Origin of the sequence: Flavobacterium suncheonense GH29-5 = DSM 17707, from assembly GCF_000430025.1 — a bacterium.
Classification (GTDB): Bacteria; Bacteroidota; Bacteroidia; order Flavobacteriales; family Flavobacteriaceae; genus Flavobacterium; species Flavobacterium suncheonense.
Genome location: NZ_KE387022.1, coordinates 39,312 through 58,721 on the forward strand (window position 1 = coordinate 39,312; position 19,410 = coordinate 58,721).

Genomic DNA, 19,410 nt, shown 5'->3' on the forward strand with positions numbered 1-19,410 from the left:
TGCACTAAATTAGAATTTTATATTTTTCTTTTATCTTGACACAAACCGAAGGTTCAACGACCCGAGCGTTAGCGAACTGGCAAAGCAATACCAAAACAAAATAGTACTTTATGAATTAAAAGAAACAAAAAATACTCAAATGCTATTTTGCCCAAGGATTTCGTGAACCTAAAGATTTCAAGATTCGAACACTTCACCTAAAAATTTAAAGCGCTTCCTAAAACATCCGAACTCCCTTCGGTCAGACAGCTACCACTTCTTAACGGTCTTGGGTTTATTTTTCTTAACGGTTACACATCCTTAGGTCGAAGGGCTAGAGAGGATGCTTTTGGAACTGTTAGCTAGATTTAGGGGATGTGTAAAGCTAGAAGCTTTCTTCTCACTTCCCCCTTTTCCCTTTTCCCTTTTCCCTTCTCCCTTCTCCCTTCTCCCTTTCCCCCCACTCAATAATACATCCTAAACCCCATACTGTTAGCCAAAGCATATTGTTTATGAAACAGTTCTTCGGTAAGTTCGGTTACATCGTCGTATTCTTCGTTTAGGGAGAAATAGAGGTTGTCGAGTACCATGCTTAATATCGGTACTCGGTTGGCATAGCCGGAAATGGCTTTGGCGCCGGTTACGTCGAGGAAGTACTGGAAGGTTTCTTCGTCTAAATCTAATTGTAAGGTGTTGGCGAAGTGAACGATTTTGCCTTTCAGCCTGCCTTCAAAAAACTCGGCGATTTCTTCAAAAGTATAGTAGTAGTCGGCGATTTTCAGTTCGTTGCTTCGGCCTTCAAATACCAAATAGATGATGGCGTAGTCTTTAAAATGCCGGTCTTCATACAACAACGTGCTGATGCTTTCCTCGAAGCCTTCTATGCTGTCGCAGGTTTTGTATACATTGGTAATGCCGTACTGCGCCGCCAATGTTTCCAGGGATGGGAGAATTGGGGTTTTATTGGGTGCCTCGGTGTCTGCTACGGATTCGAGGCAGTAGATGTAGTGGTGGTCGGGCATTGCTTTTTTTACAAAGTTCGGGATTTTATTTTTTGTCTTTTTATAAGATGGTTATTGCTTTAAAAAAGGTTCTTCTTTTGTTGGGGATTTAGTTGCAGACTGTGACTACTCCTAACCTCTCATTCCTCCTGATACGCTGCCACTACTTCTTCGTCAAATTCCATGTGGTCTTCGTCTTCTGTGGTTATGGAGGGTTTGGAAGCTTTTAGGGCGTTGAATTTTTCTATTTGTTCGAGTCCGTCTTCTTCTCCGCTGAAATATGGAAATACGTCCATAATTGGGGATTCGGAAATGGCCGGGATGGTGTAGTCGCCCATGGTGTTTTTCATGGCAGTCATGGTGTTGTCAAACGCTTCTTTTACGTCGTTTGCCTGTACTAACAGGTACATATTGGTTTTGCGCTCCTTCCCGCTTTCTTCGTCGTAGGCGGTTAAGGCTACTTTAGACCGGAACCAACGGTCTGCGTTTTCAAAGGGGTGTATTTCGGCATAGTTGGCTACTTTTATGTTCGTGATTTTAAACTCTTCACTAATGTAACGCATCATCTCCTGTGTGATTCTGGACTCGGCCTCGGTATAGGATAAGGCGTCTACCAAATAGGGTTCTGTGGTTACTTTTTGTACTCCGTTTTCGTCGGTTTTTCTGAATTTTACTTTGCATTCATACCAGGTTGCGCTCATAGTTTTTCTTTTTTTGGAGGGCAAATGTAGTTTTTAATTTGGGGATATTTTTTTTGTTTTTTATCTATTTTTTTTCACTTTCTTTTGTCTTGACACAAAAGAAACAAAAGGTCAAGACGGAGAACGCTGCACCTAAAAATTTAAAGGGATTCCTAAAATCTCCGAACTCCCTACGGTCAAACAGCGGATATTTCTTAACGGAATCCCTTTAAATTTTCTTAACGGTTACGCGTTCTTAGGTCGGGAGGCATTAATTGATGTTTTGGCTTGTATTGACACTTGGCCGTGCTGTAATGAAGTTACTGGTTTTTCTGTGTCGTTTTTAATCCCTTGGTATTTTGGCGGTCCAGGTTATGCCGCTGATGTCGGTTAGTTTTAGGGTATGCGCCTCTTTCTCCAGCTTTTGGCTTAACGGGATTGTGATGTCAGCTTTGGCACCTAATGGGAGTATCAGGCTGTGCTTGCCGGGTTTTATTTTGGCTATATAATGGTTTTGTATTTGTGTGGCGTGAAATTTGGAAAGAGCTTCCTGATTTATTGTTTGGACGGTTTCTTTTTTACTGTTGAGAATTTCTATGCCTATCAGAAACGAGCCGTATACGTCTGCGCCTTCGGTTCGGTAGAGTTGAAAGGTTAGGCTGTTGGGGCTTGTCTTTAAATTGGTTATCTCAACTTTGGGTTTTACGGATTTGTTGTGTAACGGGCCATAAACACCTCCGTGAAAGTACTGGTTGGTGTACAGGGTTAATCCGAATAGTAATACGGACAGAGTTACCACTACCGACTGAAGGTACTTTGCTGGAAGGTTCCCGGTTCCGAGATAGTGAAACCACTTACGGGTGGTGAACGGGATTTTTTTTCGGATTAAATAGTGGTCCAGACTATAGGCACTGCTTCCGCTCAGGAAAAGAGTGAGCCCTCCTGCTATGCCTAGTACGCCGATTTGCCATTCGTCCAGGCAGGTGGTGCCCAGCCAACCGGAACCTAAGAGTATCCCTAAGGCGAGCAGGAAAACACCTATGCTCATTAATCGGGTAAATAATCCCAGTAACAAAAAGAGGCCTACCACGGCTTCTACCAGGGTAAAGGCAACCATTGCAATGTAAAGCGCATCGGGATGGGTAACCAAATATTCAATAAGGGGTTTGATGCCTAAGGCGTTGGGTAAAAAGTGGTTGAACTTCTCCCCTATGTAACCGGCTTCGTCTGGGGTTAATTTGTTTTCTAAGACAAGTCTACGCCAAAATGCGGAAAAATAAGTCCAGCCTATAACCCATCTGAGGGATAAGGTGATTAGGCCAGCGGGATGCGCAGCGCCTTCAAGAATGTTGTTTTTCATGAGTAAGTATTTTATTAAACGTTGTTGAATTGTTGGTGTGCTTTGTTGCGACTATACCAATGCAATTTTCAATCGTTTGAATAAAATGTATTTGGGAGGACTGTTGCCGCCGAAAACGGTTTCGTTTAAAGTTTTGTATGGTACTACCGGCGGATAGTTGCCGACAAAAGAGGCAACGCAATTAGTTGTGTGTTTCTTTTGAGCAATACGGGATTGACTTGCGGTTTGTTTGTGCTGCGTTTCAAGAAAGGAGATACACTGCCCGCCCAATGTGGTAGTTTTAGCGGCATTGAGGGTTTTGGCTCCGGTAATACCGGCCGGAAGTAACAGGCTTTCTTTTACGGTACAAGGCGCCAATGCGAACAAAATCAGGAGTACCCAAATGGTGCGTTTGCTGCTTTGGTAGTATGATTTTAGTTGCCTCATGGGGTAAATTTACAATTTTAGATCAGGTACTTTGCAAGTTTAACTTTATGTTTAGAGGTTTTTATTTTTAAGATTGACGCAAAATCCAGCTTTACGTTGCGCTTAAATGCCCGAATGCAATTGAGACCGATTTTTTTTAAAAATCACTAAATTTAGTGATTGTGTAAGTGTTTATTTATGGTTAAGTTTGGACAATTAAGCTAACTCTGTCCCGATAAATGAAATTCAACGAAGATTCCAGGGTAAAAATCCCTACCATACTGCATTTGATGCGATTAGGTTATGAATATATTTCATTAGCTTCTCAAAAATGGGATGAATCCACCAATATTTTTCATGATATATTTCATGATTCTGTGAAACGATTAAATCCAGAGTTGAATGATGGTGATTTACATCGCTTGTATGATGAAGTGGCTTTGTGTTTAGAAAATGAAGATTTAGGAAAAGCTTTTTATGAAAAAATTATTGATCAGTCCGGAGTTCGTTTAATTGATTTTGAAGATTTCAATAATAACTCTTTTCACGTTGTTACGGAACTGACTTATAAAAAAGATGATGAGGAATTCCGCCCGGATATTGTTTTACTAATTAACGGAATGCCTTTGGTTTTTATTGAAGTTAAAAAACCGAACAATCAAGACGGTATTTTAGCAGAACACAAGCGTATACAAACACGATTCCAAAATAAGAAATTCCGACCGTTTGTTAATATTACCCAGTTAATGGTTTTTTCTAATAACATGGAATATGACAATAGCTCGCCGTTACCAATTGAAGGAGCTTTTTATGCGACTACCTCATATTACAAACCGATTTTTAACTATTTCAGAGAAGAGGCAACTTTCGATTTGAATCAGATACTTTCAGAAGTTGATGATACAACAGAAACTGTCGTTTTAAAAGATAATAACTTAGTTGGTATTAAACATTCGGATGAATTTATAACCAATAAAAATCCGAATACTCCAACCAATCGAATTTGTACTTCCTTGTTTCAAAAAGAACGTTTGGCTTTTGTTTTGCAATACGGAATTGCCTACGTGAAAGAATCAAGCGGTTTGCAAAAACACATTATGCGTTATCCGCAACTGTTTGCTACTAAAGCTATTGAAGCTAAGCTTGATGCCGGTGAAAAAAAAGGGATTATCTGGCATACACAAGGAAGTGGAAAAACAGCACTAACGTTTTACAATGTAAAATATTTGACGAACTATTTTCAGAAGAAAAATATCGTACCGAAGTTTTACTTTATAGTGGATCGTTTGGATTTATTGATTCAGGCCGGAAAAGAATTTAAAAGCCGTGGTTTGGTGGTTCATAATATCAATTCGCGAGAAGAATTCTCTAAGGACATAAAATCTACGAGTGTTATTCATAACAATTCCGGAAAGCCTGAAATTACAGTGGTTAATATCCAAAAATTTCAGGATGATCCGAATGTAGTTCGTAATACCGATTATAACCTGAACATTCAGCGGGTGTATTTTATGGATGAAGTGCACCGAAGTTATAATCCGAAAGGAAGCTTTTTAGCCAACCTGAACGAATCGGATAGGAATGCGATTAAAATTGGATTGACCGGAACACCTTTATTGGGTACGGATTACAATTCGAAATCGCTTTTTGGCGGTTATATTCACAAGTATTATTACAATTCGTCTATAGCTGATGGTTATACCTTACGTTTAATTCGCGAAGAAATCGAAACAAATTACCGTTTGGCTTTAAAGCAAACTCTTGAGGAAATCGATATTTTAAAAGGGAATACAGACAAAAAACTGGTGTACGCCCATCCGAAGTTTGTAGAGCCGATGCTGGATTACATCGTGCAGGATTTTGAAAAAGCCCGAATTACCATGAATGACAATACAATTGGTGGTATGGTGGTTTGTGATTCTTCGGAACAGGCTAAAATGCTGTATGAAATTTTCCAAGCAAAATATGCGGTTCAAAAGGACGAAACGGAAGGACTTTTAATGGCCGCAGAACCGAACCAAAGCTACGGCGATAAAAAGAAAAATGAAAGCCGTGTAACTAAGGCTGCCGTTATTTTGCATGATATAGGAACCAAAGACGATCGTAAAAGCGAGGTGGATCAATTTAAAGAGGGTCATATCGATTTATTGTTTGTGTATAACATGCTTTTGACCGGTTTTGATGCACCTAGATTGAAGAAATTATATATCGGGCGTGTAATTAAAGCACACAATCTGCTGCAAACATTAACCCGCGTTAACCGAACCTATAAAGATTTCCGATATGGTTATGTAGTGGATTTTGCTGATATTCAGAAAGAGTTTGATAAAACCAATCAGGATTACTTTAACGAACTGCAATCAGAGTTGGGAGATGAGATGCAGCACTACTCGGATTTGTTTAAATCGCAGGAAGAAATCAATCAGGAAATTCAGGAAATAAAAGATGTCCTGTTTCATTACAATATACAGAATGCCGAAATCTTTTCGCAGCAAATCTCACAGATTAAAGACCGTGGCATTATGTTGCAAATTACCAAAGCTTTAAACAATGCCAAGAGTTTGTATAACCTGATTCGCTTATCGGGAAATTATGAATTACTGGAGCAACTGGATTTTCATAAGCTTACGGTATTAGCGAGAGAGGCTAATAATCATTTGACGTTAATTAACACCAAAGAAGCTTTAGAAAGTAATGTAGATACTTCAAATTTGCTTAACATTGCACTCGAAGACGTACTGTTTGCTTTTGTAAAAGTAAAAGAAGAAGAAATGGTTTTGGCCGATGAACTGAAAACCACTTTGCAAAAGACCAGAGAAATGCTCGGTGGAAATTTTGATCAAAAAGATCCGGTTTTTATTTCATTGAAAGAAGAATTGGAACGTCTGTTTAAAAAGAAAAATTTGAGCGAGGTTTCCAAAGAAGAAATGGAAGCCAATATTAAAGCGTTGGAAGCCATTTACAACCAAGCCAAAGAACTCGAGCGCAAAAACCAATTGTTGCGTGCCAAATACGACAATGACGAAAAATATGCCCGACTGCACAAACGCCTGATGGAAAAAGATCCGTTAACGGATAGCGAAAGCAAGTTGTTTGAAGCCTTGCAAGGGTTGAAAAAAGAAGTCGACCAACAAATTCTTCAAAATTCAAAAATGTTGGAAAACGAAAGTTTTGTAGAACGTATGATGATGCGCTTGGTGATCGATCAGTTTAAAAACAAACAACACATTCCATTGGATGCCGCTACTACTAAGCGTATCAACGGAATGATTGTTAAAGAATATATGAATGAATTTTACGGCAGAGTAGCATAATGGAGCAGCAAATAGAAATTTTTAAAACTAAAGACAATCAAACAGAAGTAAAAGTACGGTTTGAACAAGATACAGTTTGGCTGGATGGCCATACCATTGCTTCATTGTTTACAGTAAACAGGCCGGCAATTGTAAAGCATATTCAAAATATCTATAAAGCAGAAGAATTACAAGAAACTTCAACTTGTTCCATTTTGGAACAGGTTGCTGCTGATGGTAAATTTCGAGAATAAAACCGTTTGGCTATCTCAGGAACAGTTAGTACTACTGTTTCAAAGAGGTCAATCTGTAATTTCAAGACATATTCGAAATGTTTTTGATGAAGGAGAATTTGAAGAAAAAGCAATATGCAAAAAATGCATATTACAATTAACAATAAAAATTAAACACTTATAAATATAGAATGACTACTGCATTACAATTTGAAAAGCAAACCAAAGCCTTAATTGACGACCTGAAAAGCGTTTGTGCCAATTACGGATTGGGAAATGACGGCAATGAATTTAAGATTATCACCCAAGTCTTTTTATATAAATTCCTGAATGACAAATTTGTTCACGAAGTAAAACAACTGGACCCCAAAATAGCCGAAGCCAAGGATTGGGAAAAAGCCTTACGCGCCTATAGCCCCGAAGACTATGAAATGCTAACGATGCAAATGAGCGAAAGCACCGCAAACCTGCATCCCGATCAGTTGATTTCGAGCTTATTTGACAGACAAAACGAAGCAAAATTTGCGGATATATTTGACGCAACTTTATTAGATATCGCCAAACAGAACAGCAGCATCTTCTCGGTAGTAACCGAAGGCGGCGAAAAGATTGTTTTGTTTGAAAACATCAGCAAATATGTAACCGATAAGCGTGACGAGTTTTGCAAAGCCATTATTAACAAGCTGGTGCATTTTAGCTTTGAGAACATCTTTCATCAGAAGTTTGATTTTTATGCGACCATCTTCGAATATTTAATTAAAGATTACAACACCAACAGTGGCGGAAAATATGCCGAATACTTTACTCCGCATGCTGTAGCGAAAATCATGGCGCGTTGTTTGGTACATGGCGAAGTAAGTGATGTGATCTGTTACGATCCTTCGGCCGGATCGGGAACGTTGTTGATGAATCTTGCCCACGAAATTGGCGAAGACAAGTGTACTGTATACTCTCAGGACATTTCACAAAAATCCTCAAACTTATTGCGCTTGAATTTGATTCTGAACGATTTGGTACATTCGATTCCCAATATTGTAAAGGGAAACACCATTTTAGAACCGTACCATAAAGACAAAAACGGACGCTTGCAACAGTTTGACTATATCGTAAGCAATCCGCCGTTTAAATTGGATTTCTCTGATTTTAGTGCCGATTTAGATACCAAAGAAAACCACGATCGCTTTTTTGCCGGAGTACCCAATGTGCCGAAAACCAAAAAAGAAAGCATGGCAATTTACCTGATGTTTTTACAACACATCATGTATTCGTTAAAAGATACCGGAAAAGCCGCTATTGTAGTGCCTACAGGATTTATCACCGCCCAAAGTGGTATTGACAAGAAAATTAGAGAGCGTATGGTGGAAAGCAAAATGTTAGCCGGTGTGGTGAGCATGCCAAGTAACATCTTTGCAACTACCGGAACCAACGTATCAGTAATTTTCTTAGACAAACAAAACAAAGGCGATGTAGTCTTAATTGACGCCTCCAAATTGGGAACCACCGTAAAAGATGGCAAAAACCAAAAAACGGTATTGAGTCATGAGGAAGAAGACCATATCATTAATACGTTTAATAATAAAATAGCCGTTGATGATTTCTCGGTTGTGGTTTCGTATGATGAAATTAAAGCTAAAAATTACAGTTTGAGTGCCGGACAGTATTTTGAAGTGAAGATTGAATATACGGATATTACTCCAGAGGAATTTGCGGATAAAATGAAATCATTTGAAAGTAATTTAGCCAATTTGTTTGCTGATAGTAAAACTTTGGAAACGGAAATTCAGAATAATTTGAAGGGATTGAAGTATGAGTAATATTTTAAATGATGTTGTATTTTACTCAAATGAAAGAGTTTCATTGAAAGAGTTAACAATTGAGAATTACGTTACTACAGACAATTTACTGCAAAATAAATTAGGGAAAGTCAATGCTGAAAAATTACCTTCACAAGAAGGAAAGGTAACTAAATTTTCAAAAGGAGATATCCTTATTTCAAATATTCGTCCATATTTAAAAAAAATTTGGTTAGCAAAATATGATGGAGGAAGTTCTGCCGATGTTTTGACATTAAAAGTGAGACCAGAATTTGATTCTACCTTTATTTACTATTCCTTATTTAGAGATGATTTTTTCGATTATGTGATGAATGGTGCAAAAGGCACAAAAATGCCCAGAGGTGACAAAAACCAAATTTTAGAATTTCATATTCCAAATTTTGAAAAATCAGAGCAAAAAAGAATAGCCAAAGTCCTTTCCGATTTAGATGCTAAAATTGAGTTGAACAATAAAATCAATTCCGAGTTAGAAGCTATGGCTAAGACTTTGTATGATTATTGGTTTGTGCAGTTTGATTTTCCTGATAAGGATGGAAAACCTTATAAATCTTCTGGTGGTAAAATGGTTTGGAATGAGGAGTTGAAGAGGGAAATTCCTGAGGGGTGGGGAGTGGAAGAATTAGCTTGGTTTATTAATAACGATAAAAGCGGAGATTGGGGTAAAGACCAAGTAGAAGGAAACTATAATCAAAAAGCATATTGTGTTAGAGGTGCAGACATCAATGGATTAAATGGAAAGGGAGAACTAAAAACACCTGAGCGCTATATTTTAGAAAAGAATTTATTTAAAACGTTAGATCCTCACGATTTAATTGTTGAAATATCTGGAGGAAGTCCTACTCAATCAACGGGTAGATTAGCGTATATAACAGAGCAGACTTTAGAGCGTTTCGATGCTCCTATTATTTGTTCTAATTTCTGTAAAGCCGTTACTTTAAAAGAAGATAAGTATTTCTACAATTTCGTTTTTCAATGGAATTCGATTTATGATGCCGGAATTTTATTTGGCTTTGAAGGCAAAACCAGCGGTATTAAAAATCTTTTATTCGAGTCATTCGTAACAAGTTATAAAACGGTTGTTCCTCCTATTGAATTGGCTGATAAATTTTATGATTTTATGACACCAATTCAAATCAAAAAAGAGAAGAATTTAAAAGAAAACCAAGAACTTGCTTCGCTTCGTGATTGGTTGTTGCCTATGTTGATGAATGGGCAGGTTATGGTTGGGGGTGTTGAAGAGGAAATGGGGATGGTTGCTGAGGAGACAACAGAATATGGTAAATAAAGAAAGTCATCCAATAATTAAACTTACCCTTCAAAGTGGCGGAAGTATTGATTTTGAGAAAACAGGAGTTTTACCAGAGTTTTTGATTTTCAATTCTCCTGATTTACGCAGAACTTGGCGTGTAAAATTGAAAGAGAATAAACAACAAGGTATGCTTAAAGTACACGGCCAAGTTGCCTTCTATTATATTTTTGATGGTTTGGTGTGTAAAATGCAAAGCGTAAATAATGGCGTTGTCACTTCTGAATGGGATATTGAAGAGTATGTAATGGAAATGAGGGATTAAATGTTGCTGTGATTGTTGAAAAACTATAATGGACAAAAATATATTTTAATAAACTAAATAATCAATGGGTTTAAATAACTTTTATAAACTAAGAGAAGACTTTATTATTCTTGGCTTGACAGGTAAAATGCAAGCAGGTGCTGATAAGTTTTCAGATATTCTTTCCCAAGATAAATTAACATCTGAAAATATAGATTTCATGAGCAATTTTATTTCAAGTTATCATGAGATAAGTGCTAGTGAGACTAGAAAATTTAGGAGAATAAAAGACTTTTTTGAATATAGTGATAACTGGAAAAAATTTGAAGTTATAGAATACAAAAAAGTAGTGCTTCTGTTTATACTGCATGAATGTTATTCAGAAAATTCAGAAAATTATGTGAATAATATTTGTGATTGGATTGTAAAGCTTGGAAGTACTAAAAACATGTCTCCTTGGTTTGGGAATGAAATTGGTATTGCAAAAGATAGTACCGATTTTGTTAATGGTGATTTTAAGGAATTGGTTACTAGTAATATAAATAAGGTTGTCTCGATAAAGTTTAATATAAATGTAGATTTAAAAGAAAATTTTAAATCGGCTGTATTTCAATCTGATTTTTTCTTTAATGATTCTTTTAATGAATTCGCAAATGTTTTTTTTGAGCAATTAGATTTATTTAGCATTTATTTAAGACATAAACTTATTCATGTCTCCTCATATTATTTACGAAGATTTGGAACTTTAAAAATTGAAAAATTAGATGAAAATTCAAATAATTTAAGCTTAGATAATATTTATACTATTGCTGAAATAATAAATCAGATTATTAAAGTTCATCGAAATAAAAATCATAAGAAGGCACATATTATTATTGATAGATTAAAGAATTCTTATGAAATGATGTACTTCAGAGAGAAATACTCTGGTTTTTATATGATTGCCAATAATCGAGAAGATCAACAACGTAAAGAAAGTATCAAGAGTAAGATAAAAAGTATAGATTCAAAAACTGACCAAGAAGAAAATATCAGATTAATATTTAGATTAGACGAAACTGAATATAAAGTTGACGACTTTAAAGACGGGGATTTTGAAAGTTTTGATATTGAGAATTGTGTGCAAAAATCAGATTATCATATTTGGTATGAAAAAAAATATAGTGATATAAACACATATACTGAATTACTTAGAAAAAATGTTAATGGATATTCTGTGCTAAGTTCTTTACCAAAAACTAATGAGTATTATATATATCAACCTTTTTTAGTTCAAGTACTAAAATTAATAGCTTTGATTCAACAACCGGGTTTAATTACCCCTACTTATATTGAAAGAATTATGCAGATAGCATTTAATACAAAATTAAATTCTGGCTGTATTTCACGTCAAGTAGGTGCTGTGGTGACAGATAAAAGCTTTTCTGTTAAAGGAATTGGTTGGAATGAAGTTCCACATGGTCAAGTACCTTGTTCAAGTCGTGATTTAAGAGACATTGATAAAATAGGAAATGATTTAACTCCTTTTGAACGTGGGGAAACGGATCATAGATACAAGGATGGACAATCTTTTAATGAAAAATTAAAAAATGATTTTCATAAACATTCTGCAACTTTAAATTTACAAGGAAGGCCATGCTCATTCTGTTTTAAGTCTTATCATAATGCTTATGAGGCGAAGGATAATCAAGTTCATACAAGATCATTGCATGCTGAAGAAAATGCCATGCTTCAAATTTCGAAATATGGTGGTCAACCTTTAAAAGGGGGGAATTTATTTACTACGGCGAGTCCATGTGAATTATGTTCCAAGAAAGCTTATCAATTAGGTATAGAAAATATATTTTATATTGACCTATACCCGGGTATTTCTCAAAAACAAGTTTTAGAAGGCGGTAAAACTAACCCAAATGTATTTCAATTTCAAGGTGCAATTGGAAGAAGTTTTTATAAGTTTTATGAGCCTTTTATTTCGCAAAAAGATGAAACTTTTTTAAGATCGCAAATAAAACCTACTGTATCAGAAAAAGAGAAAGCATCTCAATTACAAAAACTTATCTCAACTGAATTTAAAGCTAATCCACAATATGATTTTTCATATTTGGATAATTTTAAAGATGACCCAAATTTGATGAAAGAAATTGCGGAATTAATTGATTTAGGGATTAAAGCAAAGCAGAATAACTAGTTTAATAATGAAATTAAACGAAGTAATTAAAAATATTGACGTTTGGTCAACATGGGTTGATTCCTATAAAAAATATGTTCCTCAATTTATTGAAGAAGCCAAAACTAAAACCAATTGGCAAGATTGGGATAAAGATGTGTTTAGGGAATATTTTGAGCGATCAAACGACCAATGTGTATCGTCATTGAAGCAAGGCTATTATACCAACATTGAAAAAGAATCAATTAAAAAGAATTGGAGCGAATTAGCTATTCTATTAAAAAAAATAGCTGATCAACAAGACCAAGTTGATTTGGTAACTTACGATGAAGTAAAAAAATGGTTTCGAAAGCACACTTCTCAAAACAGAAAAGCTGCCGCTAATCGTTTGATTGCAAGTTTACAACCCAATTTATTATGTACTATCGTTAATGAAGATTCCCTGCGTGCATTAATGCAACGAATCAATAATTTGGATGCTACTGCTGAACTAAAAATTAGCTGGAACTGGTTTGAAAACAGTAATAGTATTCTAAATTATTTTAAAGAGAAAGTCCCTCATGATAATGTTTATGATATTATGACTTATCCTTGGCAAACTTTTGAAATTTTGTCACAAAAAGAAACGGCTATTAATTCCAATGAAATGAGTGAAATAGAAGATAATACATCGAAGATAAAATCTCTTTTAGAATACAAAAAACAAATCATTTTGCAAGGACCTCCAGGAACTGGAAAAACGAAGTTAGCAAAAGAGATTGCTGAAATAGTAATAAAACCTACTACGTTAAAGAGTAAACCAAAAACGATAAATAATGCGGATATTAAACGATTATTGTTAATTGGGCAAGAAATTAATAGCGTAAAAAACAGATCTAAATACACTATCAATGAGGTCACAGAAAATAATGTACGTTTAGGTTTAAATACAGGCTCCGAAAATTCACCTAGTTTTTCAGAAATAATTAATTGGTACGCCGATAAGCGTTGGGATAAAAAAGGAGAACAAGAAAATGGTCTAGATTCTTATGGAGCTGCTGTGGCAAAATATATTTATGAAAATATTGAAGAGTCTGATATTGTGTTTGATTTAAAAAATTGCGATCAATTCAAACTAATCCAATTCCACCCAAGTTACACTTATGAAGATTTTGTGCGTGGAATCGTTGCAAAACCCAATCCTGATGGAGATGGTATTATATATGAAGCAGAGAACAAAACTTTAGGAGCTTTTGCAAAAAAGGCATTAGAAAATTTTGTTGATAGTAACAAAGATGTTGAAGCAATTTCGAAAGAAGCTAAAATAAAGGAACTTTTTGAAAACTTTGTTGAGTATCTCAATGATGAAATTGAAAATGCAAATGGATTTTATGCGTTAACTGAAAATGTTGGACTCATTTCGTCTGATGACGAACATGCATTTCGTTATAAAGGTTTAAAAGATGGTTGGTTGAAAAATGGGAACAGAATTCTATTTAAGGATATATTACAATCATATTTTGAAGGAGATTCTGTTAGAAAGGATATTAAAAACAATCCGAAAATTTCTGGACTAGCAAGACAACATGCGAGTTATTTTGTTCGAGTCCTAAATCTTTTCCAGAAGTTTATTAAAAATAAGAACTTAGAAAAAGACACAACAGTTCCTGTAAAAAAAGTTGATTTAAAAAACTACGTTCTCATCATCGACGAAATCAACCGTGCCAATCTCTCTTCGGTTTTAGGAGAACTAATTTATGCCCTAGAATATCGTGAAGAAGCAGTTGAAAGCATGTATAATGTTGACGGTCATCAGTTAATTCTTCCTCCCAATCTTTATATTATTGGTACTATGAACACCGCAGACCGCTCTGTAGGTCATATTGATTATGCAATCCGAAGACGATTTGCTTTTGTGGATGTCCCAGCGGAAAATCTTAAAGAAACTAAAGGTTTAGATAATTTTGATGATGTTCTTTTCAAAAAGGTTAGCACTTTATTTGATACCAACTTATCTCCTGAATTTGAAAAGAAAGACGTACAGCTAGGACATTCCTATTTTATTGATAAAACAGACGAAGGTGGTTCCATGTCTATCCGTTTCGAATATGAAATCAAACCTATTTTATTGGAATATGTAAAGGATGGTGTTTTAATTGGCACTGACATTATACAAAAAATTGAAGATTTAATGCCTTCTATCTAATGGGATTTCGTCTGTCCGAACATAAAAGTATTCATATCCAATTTGAGGAGATACAAAACAATACCTTGAATTTGGATTCCGTTACTTTATTTGAAACAGTAAAATCCAAACGCTTCAATCAGAGTAGCCATTGTTTCATTGTCTCTCATTCGGAAACAGGTTTACATCTTCAAGCTGATTATTGTATTGGGCTTGATTGGTTGGGTAATACGGGTAGATCCTTGTATATCGAACCTAAAATAAACGCTACATCCGCACAACTCTTCAATCTAAAAATAGAAGATGAATCGGAAGAAGTACAGGGAGAACCAGAGATTTTCAATTCAAAAGAATTCGAACTAGATTATCTGAAAATGTTGTTGCAAGTAACGGGTATTCCCGAAAGCAATGCTGTAATTAATGGGTTAATTCAAATTGACTGGGAAGCAAAGCCAATAGCAATTGAGCAACAAAACGATAAACTAACGCCATTTTTAGTTGTTCGTTTTCTTCAAACCTTAAAATCAATTGTACGTAAAGGTTTAAAGAAAAGCTATTACAAAGTTCAGGAAAACCTAACGAATCGGGTAAAAGGTAAAATTTTAGTTGGACAACATATCAAACAGAATGTGTTCAGAAATCGTTTTATCTCTACTTATTGCGAGTACCAACAATTTGGTGAAAACCATGTTGAAAATCGTTTTTTAAAGAAGGTCATGTTGTTTGCCAGTAGTTATGTTGAAAATCACAAAGATCTTTTTGGTAGCAATTATTCGGATATTCAACATACTATTAATTTTTGTCATCCTGCTTTTGAGTTGATTTCGGATCAAGTAGAAGAATATCAATTAAAACATATTAAACACAACCCATTTTACAAAGATTACGCAACTGCTTTGCAAATAGGCAGCTATATCCTAAAGAAATTTGCATACAACATTACCCAAACCACTACAGAGAAAGTAACTACACCTCCGTTTTGGATCGATATGCCAAGATTGTTTGAGTTGTATGTTTATAGTAAGATGATAGAAGCCAATCCAGCGGATAGAAAAACAATTCATTATCAGTTTTCTACGTTTGGAAATGCATTGGATATTTTGGTGTCAAAGCCTGATTTTCAAATGGTAATTGATGCGAAGTATAAGTTGAAATACAACAATGAGAACGGAACTATACACGAAGATATTCGTCAGGTTGCCGGTTATGCGCGTTTGAAGAAAGTTCGAGAGAAATTAAATGTCACTGATGATAGTACAATTGATTGCTTGATTATTTATCCGGATATGGAAAATGGAATTAATATTCTAAGTTTTGAAAATATCATGAAGGAAGAAAATAGAAAAGAGATTAAAGCTTATTACAAAGTTTATAAATTAGGGGTTAAACTACCATATATTGAAAGAAATTATTTATGATAATTTAGATTCGACAATTCATACATCGAAAGCCTACCCGAACCTCAGAAAGTGTAGTCGTTAAGAAAATAAAGTCAACATAAAAACTCTTTACTCGCAAACAAAAAAGGAGACTACTTTCACAATCTCCTTTTTAATTTTATTTTTCCTTAGTTAACCTCTCCAAATAAGCAACCTTATCTTTTTCAGCCTGTAATAACCTCTCGTAAAGTTCAATCATTTTATCAACAGTATTGAAAGTAGGTTGATAATTTAAGGAACTCGCTATTAAAGTCGAATTATCACTACTTGTATTGTGATAAGTGTTAGATATAATATTAAAAACCGCTTCCTCAGAAAAATTCCTAATCCCCTCAGCAGTAACCCCCAAAACCTTAGCAATCTCCTGAAGTTTCTCCTCTTCAACAGTCTCGCTATTCTCAATATTAGAAATCGTTTGCTGGCTCACACCAAGGGCGGCGGCTAACGCTTCCTGTTTCATGTCGCGCAATTCTCGTATGCGGCTTATCTTTCTTCCTATGTGGTTTTTGGCTACTGTGCTCATGGTTCAAAAATAAGGTTTCGTTCGTAATCCTCAAAAGTTCTTTATGGGTAATATACAAGCAGGTGTTGGTAGTATACCAATCGTTTTGGTTCGGTACGCCATCCCCTATTCCTTACTTGCAGTCTCTTAGCAAATATAAGATTTTTCGCGAATGTTCAACCAAAAAAAATATCGTTATGGATAATCACGCTTCCCTTCACCCTTACACCGTGTCCCAAAACGAGGCACTGGAATATGTTACTACTTTTCTAAAAGAAAACCTCAAACTCTCAGGTTTGTATTGCTTTGGTGTACAGCACACCACTAAATCCAAGCATTGTTATTTATCAGGTAATGTGTTTAACCAAAGTAACTACCACTTTTACTTGTTAGCCTTTTGCCCGGAATTTAAAGAAAATGCCGTTGGCGAATTGGCTGATGTGCTCAAAACCAAAAGCAATGGGCACTATACAATGACGCTACTGCTGCACAAAGCCAGTGCGGTAAGGCAATTAACGGCACAGCAAAGCTATTTCTTTCAAAAAGTAATGCAATCTGGTTTGTTGTATAAGCATCCTGTAGTTCCTCCGGTGGTAACTGTAGAACGTTATCCAAAACGCAATATCGAAAGTATCAGGGCATATTGGCACAACCGCAACCGCATTGCGGAAACGTTTTTAGAATCGCAAAACCAGATAGAAGGTTTTGATACCCAACCCATTCAGGAATCAATGCTGCACATGGCTATAGAGAACATTACCTTAGCGCTAATCCATACGTTTCTGGGCTACCGCCCGATGCATTTCTCATTGGGATATCTGTTCGATTTATGCAATTTGTTTTGCTCACTGCCAGACGAAATTTTCCCAAGGCACACGTCCGAAGAACTGAAAATTTTCCAACTTTTATCGCAACACCTAAGTAAACTGCGCACAATTAAATTAAAACCTACCGATTTCGTTCTTACAGAACTACTGCAAAGACGTTGTTATCAATTCCACGAAAAAGCAACGCTGCTAATAGAAGCCGAAATCAAACGTTTGGAGGAAACCAACTAACCTAAAACCAATAATCATGAAAACAAATGAAATGCAATCCTTAACGGAACTCCATGAGTACATTAAAGCCAGACGGTATTTCACGCTTCTAAAACCGTGTGAGCATCGAAAGGAATCCTACAACGTTCCTTTACAGTTTTCCGGTCATGCCGATGTGATTTTTACCGTTATGGACATCATAAAGGTTGCTATTCTGGCTTTAGAAGCAGACGAACCCTACGACTCAAATCATATCGTAAATTCCAGAATAAACATCCGCAACCTCCTCGAAATAGCATTGCAACTAATCCCTATGGAAGAAATGCAGCTGCTCGACGAAATACACCAACTGCACGAACAACACAAAGCCACCCAATCACAAAAACAAGAAACAAAACCACAGGATAAAACATAACAAGGCATAGACTCCCGCTGGCGCAAGCATCTTGCTCATGTCGTCAATAGTCATTCAGGTAGTTAATCAATGCCAATAGCATGAAAACACGAGCAGGATCCTCGCATTAGTGTTAGAATACATATAAAAACTAAAAAGAGTATACAAAACTAATTGCACACTCTTTAAAGACCTACTAACCAGAAGTTATTGGCTTCCAATTATTTAGTCCAGTAAAGATACGAAAAAATATCATATCAAATAATTATTTATGCGAAAAAATATCTTCAAAACAAGAACTTCCCGCTAGCACGAGTATATTGCTCGTGCTGCAAAAGAAAAAAATATTACAATCAAACTAAAACTTGTACAGTAAAAGGGCAAGCTCTTCTTTTGATACTCGCATTATTTTTCGAATTCTTTCAAACATTTCTTCTTTTTTACCATCAATAAACAGCAAATCGGTTTCCTTTAAAGCAGCAAATTTCTCCAGCAACTGTTCTTTTTGGTCTTCCCAATTCTCATTTAATGATTCTGAGGTGCTGTTTAATAATTTAACAAGAGAGGCAATTGTAATGCGTTTGTGTGCAGGAGTTGTTTCCTTATAAGCGTTCATTTGAGAAATCAACTCCTCCAGATAATGTATCAGGTCGGTATCTTCAATTTCGTGGGTCTCGTATGCTTCCAATGAAAAGGGTGTTTCGTCGAGATGCTCATAAAGCCCCGGAAAATTTTGCTGAATATTGGCTGTAACAGCGAATATTTTTTCAGACAGTATGTTGTGCAGTGTTTTCATGGTATAGTATTTTAGAGTTATTGCTCCCTGTAAGGAGAATAAGTAACGTAATGCAACGTATCAGGCTTTGTTTAAAAGTTTCATGATTCCGATAAAATCGTAAACCAAAATGGCTGCAATAGGAAATAACAATAAATGAATTGATAAACCTATGCTGCTAAAAAAGAAGCCGATACCCCACAGAACAACAAGTGCAATGGCAATAGTGTTGAATAAAGTTTTCATGATGTTTGTTTTTAAAGTTATTTGCCTGCTGTTTAAACATTGGAACTCCAATGTAGTGCATCTTTACCATCAAAAAACTTTCAGCTAAACGCTATGAAAAGGAGATTATCTATTGAAGTAATGGTGTTTTATATAAAACTCTGCTGTAAAGGTACGCTTATTTTAAGGACAAACACTTAAAAAAACAATCTTATTTCACTGTAATTCAGTTATTTACATTTCAATCCTTTAGATTTTACCATTAATTAGTTGTAACTTTGAGAACATTGTACAGAAAACCGTAACGTTTGTTTAATTCCCGTAAAATAAAACAGATAATTAAAATTCATATTTACAACCAATAAATTGTA

At 35.6% G+C, this 19,410-nt stretch carries 17 protein-coding genes; 10 read left to right on the top strand and 7 right to left on the bottom strand.

Annotated elements, in window-relative coordinates; translation table 11 throughout:
* Nucleotides 1–443: 443 nt before the first annotated feature.
* The 4 genes from G498_RS0114125 to G498_RS0114140 form a co-directional block, all read right to left on the bottom strand.
* The gene (locus G498_RS0114125; RefSeq protein ID WP_026981753.1) at nucleotides 444–1,001 is read right to left on the bottom strand and encodes a DUF6642 family protein; all 558 of its coding nucleotides are present in this window, start codon (nucleotides 999–1,001) and stop codon (nucleotides 444–446) included.
* Between the two features lie 119 nt (nucleotides 1,002–1,120).
* Nucleotides 1,121–1,681, bottom strand: a complete 561-nt coding sequence (locus G498_RS0114130) for a DUF4494 domain-containing protein (RefSeq protein ID WP_026981754.1) — start codon at nucleotides 1,679–1,681, stop codon at nucleotides 1,121–1,123.
* A 322-nt stretch (nucleotides 1,682–2,003) separates the two neighbouring features.
* Nucleotides 2,004–3,020, bottom strand: coding sequence for a TQO small subunit DoxD (locus G498_RS0114135; protein ID WP_035744818.1), 1,017 nt, complete (start codon nucleotides 3,018–3,020; stop codon nucleotides 2,004–2,006).
* Nucleotides 3,021–3,071: 51 nt separating this feature from the next.
* Nucleotides 3,072–3,446: a hypothetical protein gene (locus tag G498_RS0114140; RefSeq protein ID WP_131387703.1), complete on the bottom strand. Its 375-nt coding sequence runs from the start codon at nucleotides 3,444–3,446 to the stop codon at nucleotides 3,072–3,074.
* Nucleotides 3,447–3,664: 218 nt separating this feature from the next.
* Between G498_RS0114140 and G498_RS0114145 the strand changes: the two genes are divergently transcribed.
* The 8 genes from G498_RS0114145 (at nucleotide 3,665) to G498_RS0114185 (ending at nucleotide 16,085) form a co-directional block, all read left to right on the top strand.
* Nucleotides 3,665–6,739 carry a type I restriction endonuclease subunit R gene (locus G498_RS0114145; protein ID WP_026981757.1) on the top strand — a complete coding sequence of 1,025 codons (3,075 nt, stop codon included), beginning with the start codon at nucleotides 3,665–3,667 and terminating at the stop codon, nucleotides 6,737–6,739.
* Nucleotides 6,739–6,972: a hypothetical protein gene (locus tag G498_RS0114150; RefSeq protein WP_026981758.1), complete on the top strand. Its 234-nt coding sequence runs from the start codon at nucleotides 6,739–6,741 to the stop codon at nucleotides 6,970–6,972. Before G498_RS0114145 ends, G498_RS0114150 begins: the two co-directional genes overlap by 1 nt.
* Nucleotides 6,973–7,142: 170 nt before the next feature.
* On the top strand, nucleotides 7,143–8,765 hold the full coding sequence (locus G498_RS0114160) for an HsdM family class I SAM-dependent methyltransferase (RefSeq protein ID WP_026981760.1): 1,623 nt from the start codon (nucleotides 7,143–7,145) through the stop codon (nucleotides 8,763–8,765).
* Entirely contained in the window at nucleotides 8,758–10,071 is a 1,314-nt protein-coding gene (locus tag G498_RS15235) for a restriction endonuclease subunit S (protein WP_081694251.1), read from the top strand. The genes G498_RS0114160 and G498_RS15235 overlap by 8 nt, the downstream gene beginning before the upstream one ends.
* On the top strand, nucleotides 10,061–10,357 hold the full coding sequence (locus G498_RS0114170) for a hypothetical protein (RefSeq protein WP_026981761.1): 297 nt from the start codon (nucleotides 10,061–10,063) through the stop codon (nucleotides 10,355–10,357). The genes G498_RS15235 and G498_RS0114170 overlap by 11 nt, the downstream gene beginning before the upstream one ends.
* A gap of 64 nt (nucleotides 10,358–10,421) precedes the next feature.
* Complete coding sequence (locus G498_RS15975; protein WP_026981762.1) at nucleotides 10,422–12,524, top strand: cytidine/deoxycytidylate deaminase family protein; 2,103 nt, start codon at nucleotides 10,422–10,424, stop codon at nucleotides 12,522–12,524.
* 7 nt (nucleotides 12,525–12,531) lie between these two features.
* Nucleotides 12,532–14,688, top strand: a complete 2,157-nt coding sequence (locus tag G498_RS15575) for an AAA family ATPase (RefSeq protein ID WP_051269928.1) — start codon at nucleotides 12,532–12,534, stop codon at nucleotides 14,686–14,688.
* 71 nt (nucleotides 14,689–14,759) lie between these two features.
* On the top strand, nucleotides 14,760–16,085 hold the full coding sequence (locus tag G498_RS0114185; RefSeq protein WP_244877133.1) for an McrC family protein: 1,326 nt from the start codon (nucleotides 14,760–14,762) through the stop codon (nucleotides 16,083–16,085).
* A 139-nt stretch (nucleotides 16,086–16,224) separates the two neighbouring features.
* Here the strand turns inward: G498_RS0114185 and G498_RS0114190 are convergent, their stop codons facing one another.
* A complete protein-coding gene (locus tag G498_RS0114190; RefSeq protein WP_026981764.1) occupies nucleotides 16,225–16,629 on the bottom strand; it encodes a helix-turn-helix domain-containing protein in 405 nt (134 codons plus the stop codon).
* Nucleotides 16,630–16,805: 176 nt separating this feature from the next.
* On the opposite strand from G498_RS0114190, the gene G498_RS0114195 reads away from it, so the two are divergent.
* A complete protein-coding gene (locus G498_RS0114195; RefSeq protein ID WP_026981765.1) occupies nucleotides 16,806–17,666 on the top strand; it encodes a hypothetical protein in 861 nt (286 codons plus the stop codon).
* Between the two features lie 16 nt (nucleotides 17,667–17,682).
* Entirely contained in the window at nucleotides 17,683–18,060 is a 378-nt protein-coding gene (locus G498_RS0114200; RefSeq protein ID WP_026981766.1) for a hypothetical protein, read from the top strand.
* Nucleotides 18,061–18,397: 337 nt separating this feature from the next.
* Here the strand turns inward: G498_RS0114200 and G498_RS15250 are convergent, their stop codons facing one another.
* Together G498_RS15250 and G498_RS15790 are read right to left on the bottom strand one after the other, a co-directional pair.
* Nucleotides 18,398–18,835, bottom strand: a complete 438-nt coding sequence (locus G498_RS15250; RefSeq protein ID WP_035744822.1) for a hypothetical protein — start codon at nucleotides 18,833–18,835, stop codon at nucleotides 18,398–18,400.
* A 60-nt stretch (nucleotides 18,836–18,895) separates the two neighbouring features.
* Nucleotides 18,896–19,060: a lmo0937 family membrane protein gene (locus tag G498_RS15790; RefSeq protein WP_117616543.1), complete on the bottom strand. Its 165-nt coding sequence runs from the start codon at nucleotides 19,058–19,060 to the stop codon at nucleotides 18,896–18,898.
* Between the last annotated feature and the right edge of the window lie 350 nt (nucleotides 19,061–19,410).

Bases quoted from the DNA above. Each gene is read 5' to 3' on its own strand.
- G498_RS0114140 (WP_131387703.1), bottom strand. From the start codon at position 3,446: ATGAGGCAACTAAAATCATACTACCAAAGCAGCAAACGCACCATTTGG.
- G498_RS0114125 (WP_026981753.1), bottom strand. From the start codon at position 1,001: ATGCCCGACCACCACTACATCTACTGCCTCGAATCCGTAGCAGACACC.
- G498_RS0114130 (WP_026981754.1), bottom strand. From the start codon at position 1,681: ATGAGCGCAACCTGGTATGAATGCAAAGTAAAATTCAGAAAAACCGAC.
- G498_RS0114170 (WP_026981761.1), top strand. From the start codon at position 10,061: ATGGTAAATAAAGAAAGTCATCCAATAATTAAACTTACCCTTCAAAGT.
- G498_RS0114160 (WP_026981760.1), top strand. From the start codon at position 7,143: ATGACTACTGCATTACAATTTGAAAAGCAAACCAAAGCCTTAATTGAC.
- G498_RS15975 (WP_026981762.1), top strand. From the start codon at position 10,422: ATGGGTTTAAATAACTTTTATAAACTAAGAGAAGACTTTATTATTCTT.
- G498_RS15575 (WP_051269928.1), top strand. From the start codon at position 12,532: ATGAAATTAAACGAAGTAATTAAAAATATTGACGTTTGGTCAACATGG.
- G498_RS0114195 (WP_026981765.1), top strand. From the start codon at position 16,806: ATGGATAATCACGCTTCCCTTCACCCTTACACCGTGTCCCAAAACGAG.
- G498_RS15790 (WP_117616543.1), bottom strand. From the start codon at position 19,060: ATGAAAACTTTATTCAACACTATTGCCATTGCACTTGTTGTTCTGTGG.
- G498_RS15235 (WP_081694251.1), top strand. From the start codon at position 8,758: ATGAGTAATATTTTAAATGATGTTGTATTTTACTCAAATGAAAGAGTT.
- G498_RS0114190 (WP_026981764.1), bottom strand. From the start codon at position 16,629: ATGAGCACAGTAGCCAAAAACCACATAGGAAGAAAGATAAGCCGCATA.
- G498_RS0114145 (WP_026981757.1), top strand. From the start codon at position 3,665: ATGAAATTCAACGAAGATTCCAGGGTAAAAATCCCTACCATACTGCAT.
- G498_RS0114150 (WP_026981758.1), top strand. From the start codon at position 6,739: ATGGAGCAGCAAATAGAAATTTTTAAAACTAAAGACAATCAAACAGAA.
- G498_RS0114135 (WP_035744818.1), bottom strand. From the start codon at position 3,020: ATGAAAAACAACATTCTTGAAGGCGCTGCGCATCCCGCTGGCCTAATC.
- G498_RS15250 (WP_035744822.1), bottom strand. From the start codon at position 18,835: ATGAAAACACTGCACAACATACTGTCTGAAAAAATATTCGCTGTTACA.
- G498_RS0114200 (WP_026981766.1), top strand. From the start codon at position 17,683: ATGAAAACAAATGAAATGCAATCCTTAACGGAACTCCATGAGTACATT.